This window comes from Serratia sp. D1N4 (genome assembly GCF_054552755.1).
This window is the reverse complement of sequence record NZ_CM137274.1, coordinates 1,079,170-1,091,737: the sequence shown is the minus strand read 5'-3', so window position 1 is coordinate 1,091,737 and position 12,568 is coordinate 1,079,170. Positions and strand designations below refer to the sequence as shown.

Here is a 12,568-nt window from a genome sequence, read left to right as displayed (position 1 = left end):
ACCGCCTGTTTAACCACCAAAATCATCAAGCATGATGTTATCGTCTTCAACACCCAGATCCTTCAGCATTTTGATCACTGCCGCGTTCATCATTGGCGGGCCACACATGTAAAATTCACAATCTTCCGGTGCCGGATGGTTCCTCAGATAATTTTCCAGCAGAACGTTGTGAATAAAACCGGTGTATCCAGTCCAATTATCTTCTGGCTGCGGATCGGAAAGCGCCACGTGCCAGGTAAAGTTTTCATTCTCTTCCTGCAGATGATTAAAGTCATCTTCGTAGAACATTTCACGCAGAGAACGGGCACCGTACCAGAAGGTGATTTTGCGCTTGGATTTAAGGCGTTTCAACTGATCGAAAATGTGTGAACGCATCGGTGCCATACCGGCCCCGCCGCCGATAAACACCATTTCGGCCTGGGTCTCTTTGGCAAAAAACTCGCCGAACGGCCCAGAGATCGTTACCTTATCGCCCGCTTTCAGCGACCAGATATAGGAAGACATAATGCCCGGCGGTGCTTCAGGGTTATTCGGTGGCGGCGTAGCGATACGCACGTTGAGCATGATGATGCCCTTTTCATCCGGGTAGTTGGCCATTGAGTAGGCTCGAACCGTGGGTTCCTTCACTACGGAACGGAAGCGGAACAGGTTGAATTTGTCCCAATCACCCCGGTATTCCTGCGGTACTTCAAAATCGGCATAGCTGACTTCATGCTCTGGAGCTTCGATCTGGATAAAGCCCCCGGCACGGAATGGCACATCTTCCCCATCAGGGATCTTCAGCATCAGCTCTTTGATAAAGGTAGCTTTGTTATCGTTAGAGATAACTTCGCAATCCCATTTCTTCACGCCGAAGATCTCTTCTGGCAGTTCGATCTTGAGGTTCTGCTTCACGTTCACCTGGCACGCCAGGCGGCAACCTTCTTTGGCTTCACGCTTGCTGATATGAGAAAGCTCGGTGGGCAGAATATCGCCGCCCCCTTCTTTGATCACCACCCGGCACTGGCCACAGGAGCCGCCGCCGCCACAGGCCGAGGAAACAAAGATCCCCTGGCTGGAGAGCATGTTGAGCAGTTTATCCCCAGCCGGGGCGGTAAAGCTTTTATCTTGATCGCCATTAACCTCAACGGCGATATCACCGGTATTCACCAGCTTGGATTTGGCAAACAGAATCAGCAGTGCCAACACCATAACGATGCAGGTGAACATGGCGACGCCTAAAATAATTTCCATAAATACTTCCCGCCTTTATAACTGAACGCCAGAGAAGGACATAAAGCCCAACGCCATCAGCCCGGTGGCAATAAAGGTAATGCCCAGACCACGTAATCCGGCTGGCACATCGGCATACTTCAGTTTTTCGCGGATCCCCGCCAGGGCCACGATGGCCAGCATCCAGCCAATACCGGAGCCAAAGCCATACACCACGGATTCCATAAAGTTGTAATCGCGCTGCACCATGAAGGACACGCCACCAAAGATGGCGCAGTTCACGGTGATCAACGGCAGGAAGATACCGAGGGCGTTATACAGAGCCGGGAAGAAACGATCGAGGATCATCTCCAGAATCTGTACCAGTGCGGCGATCACACCAATAAAGGTGATGAAATTGAGGAAACTCAGATCGACACCTTCCACCAGCGCACCGTCGCGCAGCAGCAGGTTATAAACCAGGTTGTTCACCGGCACGGAAATACCAAGCACCAGGGTGACCGCAATCCCTAGGCCAAAGGCGGTAGAAACCTTTTTCGACACCGCCAGGAAGGTACACATGCCGAGGAAAAACGCCAACGCCATGTTTTCAACAAACACTGCACGCACAAACAGGCTGATATAATGTTCCATCGGCGGTTACTCCTTTTCTATCTGCGCTGGCTTCAGGGTGCGTAAACCCCAGATCAGCAGGCCGATGATAAAGAACGCGCTTGGCGCCAGCAGGAACAGGCCGTTAGGCTGATACCAGCCGCCGTTCTGCACCGTCACCAGGATCGGGATATCGAACAGCATGCCTGAACCGATCAGCTCGCGCAGGAATCCCACCAGGATCAGGATCACGCCGTACCCCAAGCCGTTGCCGATACCGTCCATAAAGCTTTCGATCGGCGGCGACTTCATGGCGTAAGCTTCCGCACGCCCCATCACGATACAGTTGGTGATAATCAGGCCAACGAACACCGACAGCTGTTTCGAAATCTCAAACGCATAGGCGCGCAGCAGTTGGTCCACCACGATCACCAGCGAAGCGATAATGGTCATCTGTACAATAATGCGCACGCTGTTAGGAATATGATGGCGAATCAGCGAAATAAAGAAGCTGGAAAACGCCGTCACCAGCGTCACCGCAATGGTCATCACCAAGGCCGTTTCCAGCTTGGTGGTCACCGCCAACGCCGAACACACCCCGAGGATCTGCAAGGCGATCGGATTATTGTCAAACAGCGGCCCCAGTAGAACCCGCTTAATCTCTTTGGAATCAGCCATTCTTCAGCGCTCCTTCACGGACTCTTTGCAGGAATGGGCCAAAGCCGTGCTCGCCCAACCAGAAGTTAAAGGTATTCTGCACACCGTTGGAGGTGAGCGTCGCACCGGACAAACCATCCACCGAGTGAATATCCCCTGAACGCGCACCGCCTTTCACAATGCGGATCGCCGGGTTGCCGTTCTCATCAAACAGCTGCCTGCCTACCCATTGCGCACGCCAGTTAGGGTTTTGGATTTCGCCACCTAACCCTGGGGTTTCACCGTGCTGGTAGAAACTGAGACCGCGTACGGTATTACCATCGGCATCGATTGCCACAAAGGCGTACATCATCGACCACAGCCCGGCACCGTATACCGGCAGGATGATTTTGCTTACCGCCCCGGCGTCATCACGCACCAGATAGATTTCTGCCTGGTTGCTGCGGCGGCGGATCCCAGCCAGATCTTTGCTGGCCGGCAAGGCGATGCTGTTGGCATTGCTACGCAAAGCAGCGGCCAGATCAAAATCGCTATGATTGCCCGGCACAAACTCACCGCTGTTCAGATCCAGCAGGCGCGTTTCAATGCGTTTGGCAAAGGTTGCCCTGACCTGCTCACCAGGCATGCCACGTACCAGCAGCCCCGCGACGTCAAGGATGTTACGTTGCTTGTCCAGCAAGCGCTGTTCCTGCTGTCTGGGCTTCAAACCCACGGCGGAACCCGCCACCACCACAGAACACACCAGGCATAACAGCAGGACGACCATCAGCGTTTTGCCGATGCCGTCATTTTTAGATTCATTCGCCACGGGCTTTTCTCCGCTTGATGTTGGCCTGCACCACCAGATAATCGAACAGCGGTGCGAACAGGTTGGCGAACAGGATCGCCAGCATCATGCCTTCCGGATAGGCCGGATTGACCACTCGGATCAGCACGCACATCGCGCCGATCAACATGCCGTACCACCATTTCCCCTTGTTGGTAAACGAGGCAGAAACCGGGTCGGTAGCCATAAAGATCATGCCGAAGGCAAAACCCCCAAGCACCAGATGCCAGTACCATGGCATGGCAAACAGCGGGTTGGTGGCAGAACCGATGGCGTTGAACAGATAAGCTGTGGCGATCATGCCGATCATCACCCCGGCGACAATGCGCCAGGAAGCTACGCGGCCAAACAAGATGATCGCGCCGCCAATCAGGATCATCAGCGTAGACACTTCCCCGATCGAACCCGGGATATTGCCCAAGAACGCATCCATCCAGGTGATCGGCTGCCCGGTAACGGCGTTACTCAGGCTGTGAACCCCACCCGTGCCCCATTGCGCCAACGGCGTGGCGCCGGAGAAACCGTCTGCGGAGGTCCACACCAGATCGCCGGAAATCTGCGCTGGATAAGCGAAGAACAGGAAAGCACGCCCCGCCAACGCCGGGTTAAGGAAGTTGCGCCCGGTGCCGCCAAAGATCTCTTTGGCGATCACCACGCCAAAAGTGATACCCAGCGCCGCCTGCCATAGCGGCAGCGTCGGTGGTAGGATCAACGCAAACAAAATGGAGGTCACGAAGAAGCCTTCGTTGATCTCATGTTTACGGACCATAGCGAACAGCACTTCCCAGAAACCGCCCACCAGGAAGGCTACGGCGTAGAGCGGCACAAAGTAGGTTGCACCGAGCACCATCTTGCTGACCCAGCCCGCATCGGAACTTAACGATGCCCCCAACCACTGCGCCAGGCTGTAATGCCAGTCGCCTGCCAGCACCTGTTGCAGTTGTTCACCACTGTAAAGATGGTGCAATGCCGGAATTGCCTGCTGGCCGACGTTGTACATCCCCCAGAACATCGCCGGGAAGACCGCCAGCCACACCAGGATCATCATGCGTTTCAGATCGATAGCATCACGCACGTGCGAAGCACCATGCGTCACCGTGCCGGGAGTGTAGAACACCGTAGCGGTCGCTTCATACAGCGGATACCACTTTTCCAGCTTGCCGCCCGGCGTGAAGTGATGCTCAATCTTTTCTAAAAAATTCTTCAGGCCCATGGGTTATCCTTCCTGCTCAATCTTGGTCAGCACGTCACGCAGCACCGGGCCGTATTCATACTTGCCGGGGCACACGAAGGTGCATAAGGCCAGATCTTCTTCATCCAGCTCCAGGCAGCCCAGCGCCTGAGCGCTGTCGGTATCACCAGACAACAGATCGCGCAATAAGTGGGTTGGCAGAATGTCGAGCGGCATGACGCGCTCATAGTTACCGATCGGCACCATTGAACGCTCACCGCCGTTAGTGGTGGTCGAAAAGGCAAACAGCTTATTCTTCAGGAAATGCCCCAGCGTGGTGCGGGTGATAGAGAATTTATCGGGTGCCGGAGCAATCCAACCGAACAGCTCTTTCTCACGCCCTTCCAGCAGCACCGAGACCTGATTATGGAAGCGGCCAAGCCAGGCATTAGGCCCAATGGCATGGGTGCCACTCAGCACCGAACCGGAAATCACACGGTTTTCACCAGCCTTCAGACGGCCAGCGGTCAACTCATCCAGGCTGGCTCCCAAACGGGTTCGCAGCAGAATGGGTTGCTCCACCTGTGGCCCGGCCAGCGCCACAACGCGGCGGGTATCGAGCCTGCCGGTGGTAAACAAGGTACCGATGGCGATAACATCCTGATAGCCGATATGCCAGACGGTCTTCTTAAGGCTGACCGGCTCCAGGAAATGAATATGCGTCCCCACCAAACCGGCAGGGTGTGGGCCAGCGAACTCACTGTAGCTAATCTGTGCCCCACTCTGTTCCGCCAGCCGGGCACCTGCCGCCTGACAGACATGCACTTTGCCATCGGTCAGGCGCGTCAACACCGTCAGCCCGGCATTAAACGCCGCCTGCTGTTCGGCAATGATCACCTGCGGATCGGCCGCTAACGGCTGGGTATCCATGGCGTTAACAAAAATCGCGCGCGGTACAGAGCCAATACGCGGTGCCTTGCTGAACGGGCGGGTGCGCAGTGCGCTCCACAAACCGCTGGCCAGCAAATCACTTTCAACCTGCTCACGCTCCAACTGCGGCAGATCGGCCTGCTGGTAATAAGCGAACTCCACCTGCTCATCACCGCCGTTTTCGATCTCAATCACCACCGATTGCAGCACGCGACGTTCACCGCGCTGGATAGCAGCAATGCGCCCGCTGGCGGGTGCCGTGAAGAAAACGCCAGGATTTTTTTTGTCTTCGAACAGCGCCTGGCCTTTTTTAACGCGGTCGCCTTCCTCCACCAGCATGGAAGGACGCATACCGACATAATCTTGACCAAGCAGTGCCACACGCGTGATAACGGGGCCGTCCTGAATCACCTGAGACGGTATCCCGGATATCGGCAGATCTAACCCTTTTCTGATTCTGATCATAGGATGTACACGATGTTTAAAATGTCCACACGTCTTACCGGCCCAAAAGGCAGGCACAGACGATGCCAGGATGACGAGGTTGCCATAACAACCTCAGGATGAGCACGACAAGATCATACCCAACATGAAACTCTCACTGAACCGTTTTTTCTATCACAATATTCCGGCCACAGAGCGTGTTAAAACCTTGTAATCAATACCAAGACGCGGTTGATTCTATTTCGCTCAAAATAACCCCGTCGATAACCAATAAGGATAGTAAAACAGAGGTGGGATACTAACATTTTTGGTAACATTTTTCCGTGCTATCTAGTGACCTGAGTCAAGCAAACACAATTAAATAGCGGCAATTTTTCATCATTCATCGTTAAAATCTGCCAGTCAATTCACTTTTACCGATGCTTGTAGTTTTTTTATACACTTCGTGTATTGCTAAAAAAAAACACACTGGTAATCTGGCGTGGCATTTAGTGCAATCACATAAGTCAGTGGCATGCTGGCGGCGTTCTCTAAGCCAGCAGTAAATATAATCAGGAATAATAATGAGCAAAATCGCGCTGTTGTTTGCGATGCTATTTTGTATGCCGATGATCACGGCCTGTAGCGCCAGCGAGCAGGTACCCGAATCACCGTTAGTTAAACAGCAATTATTGGGTTCACCCGTCTATATCCAGATATTCAAAGAAGAACGCAAGCTCGAATTGTACGCCAAAATGGGTAATGAATTCCGTTTGGTGAACTCTTTCCCGATCTGCAATTTCTCAGGGGGTTTGGGCCCGAAGCGCCGTGAAGGTGACTTTAAAAGCCCAGAAGGTTTTTATAGCGTCGACGTGCGCAATCTAAAACCCAACAGCAAATATTACCGAGCGATCAATATCGGCTTCCCGAATGATTATGATAAAGCACAGGGCTATTCCGGTGCCTATCTGATGATCCACGGCGAATGCAAATCCATTGGTTGCTACGCGATGACCAACACCTATATGGACGAGATTTATCGTTATGTGGAGGCGGCATTTAACTATGGCCAAGCCCAAGTGAATATCAGCATTTATCCGTTCCGCATGACCGAACAGAATCTGCAACGCCACCGTTCATCTAACTACATCAACTTCTGGCGCCAGTTGAAACCGGGCTATGACTACTTTGTCAAAAACCGCCAGCCGCCGATGGTTAACGTGACCAATGGTCAATACGTACTGGCCCACCCGGTTAACAGCAGCGGCCAGCCAACGCAATATGCCTCAAACCCGCTCACCCAAGCCAAGCCGTTCACCGTAGTAAAATAAAGCAAACTCACCTGGCGCAATTTTGTGCCAGGTTTCATTGCCGGTCAGCGGCTGGGTCGCAATCACCGTTACCACGTCATTGGGCGTGGTCTGCCGCTGAAAATCAATTTCTACATCCTGATCGAGCAACGTTGCTTTGCCAAAGGGGGCCCGTCGGGTGATCCAGTAAAGATTGGTTGAGCAATAGGCCATCACAAAGCGCCCGTCAGACAGCAGCATATTGAATACGCCCTTCTGCCGCAGTTGATCGGCAAGCTGGGCAATATAGCGGAACACCGCGGGCCAATTGCTGGGAGTTCGTGGATATTTCAGCGCCAACTGATTCAGCAACCAGCAGAAGGCATATTCACTGTCGGTCTGCCCCACCGGGCGGAAGTTGCCGGTTGGCAGTTGGCGATAGCCTTTAAGCTGGCCGTTGTGAGCGTAGGTCCAGTTACGGCCCCACAGTTCACGGGTAAACGGGTGGGTATTTTCCAGCGCCACTTCACCACGGTTAGCCTGACGAATATGGGAAACCACCGCGCAGGATTTGATCGGGTATTCCTGTACCAAGCGGGCGATCGGTGAATTAAAACTCGGCTGGGGATCCTTGAAGGTGCGGCAACCATTACCTTCGTAGAAAGTAATGCCCCAACCATCTTTATGTGGCCCGGTGCGGCCACCGCGCTGAACCAGCCCGCTAAAGCTAAAACAAATATCGGTTGGCACATTTGCGCTCATCCCGAGCAATTCACACATCGAAAGCCACTCCTTAAGCACACTGACTCGTTACGCTATGGGCGCAATCTGCTGCGCCCTGCTGCCATTCACCACCAGCTTAAACCTGGTGCGGGCTGCCTAGATACATCAAGCCTTGACCATCTCTTTTTCAATTAGCTGAATCAGGATATGGATCGCTTTGATATGGATTTCCTGAATACGATCGGCGTAACCAAAGTGCGGAACGCGGATTTCGACATCAGCAGAACCAGCCATCTTACCGCCGTCTTTGCCGGTCAGGGTGATGACTTGCATCCCTTTGGCACGAGCCGCTTCGATGGCCTTGATCACGTTGCCAGAATTACCGGAAGTGGAAATACCCAGCAGCACATCCCCCGCACGGCCAACCGCTTCCACGTAACGCGAGAAGACATAGTCGTAGCCAAAATCGTTACCGACACAGGACAAGTGGCTGACGTCAGAAATCGCGATAGCCGGGTAGCCAGGGCGGTTTTCACGATAACGCCCCGTCAACTCTTCTGCGAAGTGCATCGCATCACAGTGAGACCCCCCGTTACCGCAGGAAATCACTTTCCCACCCGCTTTAAAGGCATCGGCCAGTAAGACCGCCGCACGTTGGATAGCGTCAATATTGGCATCATCGCTGAGGAATTTCGCCAGAGTATCAGCCGCTTCGTTCAGTTCACTGCGAATTAAATCGTGGTACATGGAGATCGCCTCTTTTTGTTCTGTGGCATCGTCAATCTTTCGCTGTGCAGTGTAACGGATCGCAGAAAAACCGAGAAGTGCTGTGAATGAAACAGCACCTGTGTTGAGCTACAGTAGAAGTTTTTGACGACGGGCATCGCCAGTTTGTGACTTAAGTTGTAATTAAAGTGTAAATGCATTGATAAATGCTTGGGCATGGACTACAACCAATATATACAACAGGTCAGACCTCTTACTACTTCGGAGCTTCTTATGATGGTTCTTAGCATCGTTGTCCTACTCGCACTCATTGGTGTGGTGTTTTCTCACCGAGTGAATCTGGCGCTCAGCAGTCTCCTTCTGCTGGCCTATACGGTGGCCATGGGCGCTATCGGCCTGTGGAGCTATTGGATGCTGCTGCCGCTGGCGATCGTTCTGCTGCCGCTGAATATTACCTCGCTGCGCCGCTCGCTGTTTTCCGCACCGGCTCTGCGCGCCTTCCGCAAGGTGATGCCACCGATGTCCACCACGGAAAAAGAAGCCATCGAAGCCGGGACCACCTGGTGGGAAGGCGATCTGTTCCGTGGCCAGCCAGACTGGAACAAACTGCATAACTATCCGCAACCTAAGTTGACGGAAGAAGAGCAGGCGTTTATCGATGGCCCAGTTGAAGAAGCCTGCCGCATGGCCAATGACTTCCAGATCACCCACGAACTGGCAGACCTGCCGCCAGAGCTGTGGGCCTATCTGAAAGAACACCGCTTCTTCGCCATGATCATCAAGAAAGAGTACGGCGGCCTGGAATTCTCTCCGTATGCGCAAGCTCGCGTACTGCAGAAACTGGCCGGCGTCTCCGGTATTCTGGCGATTACCGTTGGCGTGCCTAACTCGCTCGGCCCAGGCGAACTGCTGCAACACTACGGCACTGAAGAACAAAAAGATCACTACCTGCCGGGCCTGGCGCGTGGCGACGAAATCCCTTGCTTTGCACTGACCAGCCCGGAAGCCGGTTCCGATGCCGGAGCCATTCCGGACACCGGTACCGTCTGCATGGGCGAATGGCAGGGCCAACAGGTTCTTGGCATGCGCCTGACCTGGAACAAGCGCTACATTACTCTGGCGCCAATCGCCACCGTATTGGGCCTGGCATTCAAGCTGCATGACCCGGATCACCTGCTGAGCGATAACGCCTCCCCAGGGATTACCTGTGCGCTGATCCCGACCAACACCCCAGGGGTGGAAATCGGTAACCGCCATTTCCCGCTGAACGTACCGTTCCAGAATGGCCCAACCTGCGGCAACGACGTGTTCGTGCCAATCGACTACATCATCGGCGGGCCAAAAATGGCCGGTCAGGGCTGGCGTATGCTGGTTGAGTGCCTGTCGGTCGGGCGTGGTATCACCTTGCCTTCCAACTCTACCGGCAGCCTGAAATCGATTGCCTTGGCTACCGGCGCTTATGCCCATATCCGCCGTCAGTTCAAAATCTCTATCGGTAAAATGGAAGGGATCGAAGAACCCCTGGCGCGCATTGCCGGTAACACCTACGTGATGGATGCCGCCGCTTCGCTGATCACCTATGCGCTGATGCAGGGCGAAAAACCGGCGGTGCTGTCAGCCATCGTTAAATATCATTGTACCCACCGTGGTCAGCAGGCCATCATTGATGCAATGGATATCACCGGTGGTAAAGGCATCATGCTGGGCGAATCCAACTTCCTGGCCCGTGCTTATCAGGGCGCACCGATTGCCATCACGGTTGAAGGGGCCAACATCCTGACTCGCACCATGATGATCTTCGGTCAAGGGGCAATCCGCTGCCATCCTTATGTGTTAACAGAAATGGCGGCAGCGCAAGACAACGATCTGCACGCGTTCGATAAAGCCTTGCTCGGCCATTTGGGCCACGTCGGCAGTAATAAAATCCGCAGCCTGTGGCTTGGCCTGACCAACGGCCGCACCAGCAGCAGCCCGACCAAAGATTCAACCCGCCGCTACTATCAGCACTTGAACCGCTTAAGTGCCAACCTGGCCTTGCTGTCTGATGTTTCCATGGGCGTGCTGGGGGGGAGTCTGAAACGCCGCGAACGTATCTCCGCGCGTCTGGGGGATGTGCTTAGCCAGATGTATCTGGCCTCGGCAACGCTGAAACGCTTTGAAGATGAAGGCCGTCAGAAAGAAGATCTGCCGCTGGTGCATTGGGGCGTGCAGGATAGCCTGAATCAGGCAGAACAAGCGCTGGATGATTTATTGCGTAACTTCCCGAATCGCTTTATCGCCGGAGCCATGCGTTTGGTGGTGTTCCCGTTCGGCCGCGTTCACTCTGCGCCTTCGGATCGCCTTGATCATCAACTGGCGCAGATCCTCCAACAGCCTTCCGCCACCCGCAGCCGTTTGGGGCGTGGCCAATATCTGACGCCGAGCGAGCATAACCCGGTGGGCTTGCTGGAAGCGGCTCTGGCCGACGTGATGGCCGCAGAGCCTATCCATCAACGCCTCTGTACAGCAATGGGCAAAAACCTGCCGTTTACTCGATTAGATCGCCTGGCACAGCGTGCGTTGGAAGAAGGCAAAATCAATGCTGATGAAGCGAAGATCCTGGTGAAAGCCGAAGAAAGCCGTCTGCGTTCGATCAACGTTGATGACTTCGCTCCTGAAGCGCTGGCGTCTCACAAGCCGGAAAAGCCGGTGAAGAAGGAAAAACGCCAGCAGCAGACTGAAGCGGCATAACCTTCTACCGCAGTAAATCTCTAGGGGCGATGCGAATCGCCCCTTTTTCTTTGCACATTCAGCCGTTTTGGCGGATACGCGCCAGCAGTGCGTCAATATGTTCGATTTGCGCAGCATTGACGATCAAGGTGCGCCCCAGGCTGAGCGCGCTGCGCTGGCAGTCGGCCCGCATTTCAGGGTCGTTAATGCTGTCCAGATCGGCGACATGCGCCAACCCGATAGTGCGGCGAATCAGTTCGGTGCCGGCATATCCCACCGCATCCCGCCACACCTGCTGCAGAAATTGCTCTGCATAACCCGGCAACGCCAATGCCACATCGCGGGTATGCTGATGGCACAGCGTCAGGAAACGATCGGCAAAAATCAGCCACAATTCGCGCACATCCTGCAACCGCTGCTCGCGCCCATCAGCAGCATCCCGTGGGCCAAGCAACCCCGGTAAACCGCAATAATTCAGCAGCAAATTGCCCAACGCGGTACCCAGATCAAACCCGATCGGCCCATAGAAACCAAACTCGGCGTCGATGGCCTTCAGTTTACCTTCCGCAACGAAAATCGAACCGCTGTGAATATCGCCGTGCAACAACGCTTCGGCCTTGCTCAGAAAACCATGCTTCAGCCCGGCGACCACCAGCTTCAGGGCTGCATCATGGCGCAGCTCCTGCACCTGCGGCAGCAGTGCATCGTCAAACTGATTGCGTTCATGATCAATATAGGGATCGGTGAAAAACAGATCTTCGGTGATCTGGCACAATTCCGGGTTGGCAAAACGGCTGACTTCCGCCTTTTTCTTCTGCGCGCTCTGGTAAAAATCAGACGTATGGAACAGGGTTTGCGCCAGGTATTCCGCCAGTTGCCCAGCCGCCAGCGGATAGTAGCGCCCTTTCACCAGCTCACTGCGCCAGATCTGGTGATCAGAGAGATCTTCCTGCACCATCACCGCCAACTCAGCATCGTGATGCAGTACCTTCACCATATGGCGCGGGCATAAAGCGCCATGAACCAGCAGGGTTTCTGCCTCAATGCGCGAGCGATCCAACGTCAACGGCCAGGATTCGCCCACGCAGCGCACATAGGGCAGCGCCTGCTTGACGATCGCTCGGCTCACGCCTTGACGATCGCGGATCTTAAACACCAGGTTCAGATTACCGTCACCAATCTCATCAGCACTCACCAAACTTTGTGGATCGGCAACTTGCCCATATTGACGGGCGTATTCAACAGCATCGGCAGCAGTAAACGTACGATAAAGCGACATCCCCAACCCCTTTCGCGATGATTTTTATTTTT

General features: G+C 54.3%; 11 protein-coding genes. 2 read left to right on the top strand and 9 right to left on the bottom strand.

Translation table 11 applies throughout. The annotated features are described in order from the left end of the window. Window positions 1–9: 9 nt before the first annotated feature. Genes nqrF through ACX1CU_RS04645 form a run of 6 tightly spaced genes read right to left on the bottom strand, consistent with a single transcriptional unit; the run spans window position 10 to window position 5,852 of the window. On the bottom strand, window positions 10–1,233 hold the full coding sequence (nqrF, locus tag ACX1CU_RS04670) for an NADH:ubiquinone reductase (Na(+)-transporting) subunit F (protein ID WP_459401454.1): 1,224 nt from the start codon (window positions 1,231–1,233) through the stop codon (window positions 10–12). A gap of 15 nt (window positions 1,234–1,248) precedes the next feature. Continuing rightward, window positions 1,249–1,845, bottom strand: a complete 597-nt coding sequence (nqrE, locus tag ACX1CU_RS04665) for an NADH:ubiquinone reductase (Na(+)-transporting) subunit E (protein ID WP_037403832.1) — start codon at window positions 1,843–1,845, stop codon at window positions 1,249–1,251. 6 nt (window positions 1,846–1,851) lie between these two features. Beyond that, on the bottom strand, window positions 1,852–2,481 hold the full coding sequence (locus tag ACX1CU_RS04660) for an NADH:ubiquinone reductase (Na(+)-transporting) subunit D (RefSeq protein ID WP_037403833.1): 630 nt from the start codon (window positions 2,479–2,481) through the stop codon (window positions 1,852–1,854). After that, entirely contained in the window at window positions 2,474–3,268 is a 795-nt protein-coding gene (locus ACX1CU_RS04655; RefSeq protein ID WP_459401453.1) for a Na(+)-translocating NADH-quinone reductase subunit C, read from the bottom strand. The genes ACX1CU_RS04660 and ACX1CU_RS04655 overlap by 8 nt, the downstream gene beginning before the upstream one ends. Next, window positions 3,258–4,499, bottom strand: coding sequence for an NADH:ubiquinone reductase (Na(+)-transporting) subunit B (locus ACX1CU_RS04650; protein ID WP_459401452.1), 1,242 nt, complete (start codon window positions 4,497–4,499; stop codon window positions 3,258–3,260). The genes ACX1CU_RS04655 and ACX1CU_RS04650 overlap by 11 nt, the downstream gene beginning before the upstream one ends. Before the next feature lie 3 nt (window positions 4,500–4,502). Next, on the bottom strand, window positions 4,503–5,852 hold the full coding sequence (locus ACX1CU_RS04645; RefSeq protein WP_459401451.1) for a Na(+)-translocating NADH-quinone reductase subunit A: 1,350 nt from the start codon (window positions 5,850–5,852) through the stop codon (window positions 4,503–4,505). Between the two features lie 542 nt (window positions 5,853–6,394). Between ACX1CU_RS04645 and dpaA the strand changes: the two genes are divergently transcribed. Continuing rightward, window positions 6,395–7,141 carry a peptidoglycan meso-diaminopimelic acid protein amidase gene (gene dpaA / locus ACX1CU_RS04640; protein WP_459401450.1) on the top strand — a complete coding sequence of 249 codons (747 nt, stop codon included), beginning with the start codon at window positions 6,395–6,397 and terminating at the stop codon, window positions 7,139–7,141. On the opposite strand, the gene ACX1CU_RS04635 is transcribed toward dpaA, so the two are convergent. Further along, complete coding sequence (locus ACX1CU_RS04635) at window positions 7,097–7,879, bottom strand: class II glutamine amidotransferase (RefSeq protein ID WP_459401449.1); 783 nt, start codon at window positions 7,877–7,879, stop codon at window positions 7,097–7,099. The genes dpaA and ACX1CU_RS04635 overlap by 45 nt on opposite strands. Window positions 7,880–7,987: 108 nt before the next feature. Next, entirely contained in the window at window positions 7,988–8,569 is a 582-nt protein-coding gene (gene lpcA, locus ACX1CU_RS04630) for a D-sedoheptulose 7-phosphate isomerase (RefSeq protein WP_459401448.1), read from the bottom strand. Between the two features lie 252 nt (window positions 8,570–8,821). Between lpcA and fadE the strand changes: the two genes are divergently transcribed. Next, window positions 8,822–11,278, top strand: coding sequence for an acyl-CoA dehydrogenase FadE (gene fadE, locus ACX1CU_RS04625; RefSeq protein WP_459401447.1), 2,457 nt, complete (start codon window positions 8,822–8,824; stop codon window positions 11,276–11,278). Between the two features lie 58 nt (window positions 11,279–11,336). Here the strand turns inward: fadE and mtnK are convergent, their stop codons facing one another. Continuing rightward, on the bottom strand, window positions 11,337–12,536 hold the full coding sequence (gene mtnK, locus ACX1CU_RS04620; RefSeq protein WP_459401446.1) for an S-methyl-5-thioribose kinase: 1,200 nt from the start codon (window positions 12,534–12,536) through the stop codon (window positions 11,337–11,339). Window positions 12,537–12,568: the final 32 nt, after the last annotated feature.

Coding starts and splice junctions, on each gene's coding strand:
- nqrF (WP_459401454.1), bottom strand. CDS start 1,233: ATGGAAATTATTTTAGGCGTCGCCATGTTCACCTGCATCGTTATGGTG.
- nqrE (WP_037403832.1), bottom strand. CDS start 1,845: ATGGAACATTATATCAGCCTGTTTGTGCGTGCAGTGTTTGTTGAAAAC.
- ACX1CU_RS04660 (WP_037403833.1), bottom strand. CDS start 2,481: ATGGCTGATTCCAAAGAGATTAAGCGGGTTCTACTGGGGCCGCTGTTT.
- ACX1CU_RS04650 (WP_459401452.1), bottom strand. CDS start 4,499: ATGGGCCTGAAGAATTTTTTAGAAAAGATTGAGCATCACTTCACGCCG.
- ACX1CU_RS04645 (WP_459401451.1), bottom strand. CDS start 5,852: ATGATCAGAATCAGAAAAGGGTTAGATCTGCCGATATCCGGGATACCG.
- dpaA (WP_459401450.1), top strand. CDS start 6,395: ATGAGCAAAATCGCGCTGTTGTTTGCGATGCTATTTTGTATGCCGATG.
- ACX1CU_RS04635 (WP_459401449.1), bottom strand. CDS start 7,879: ATGTGTGAATTGCTCGGGATGAGCGCAAATGTGCCAACCGATATTTGT.
- lpcA (WP_459401448.1), bottom strand. CDS start 8,569: ATGTACCACGATTTAATTCGCAGTGAACTGAACGAAGCGGCTGATACT.
- fadE (WP_459401447.1), top strand. CDS start 8,822: ATGATGGTTCTTAGCATCGTTGTCCTACTCGCACTCATTGGTGTGGTG.
- mtnK (WP_459401446.1), bottom strand. CDS start 12,536: ATGTCGCTTTATCGTACGTTTACTGCTGCCGATGCTGTTGAATACGCC.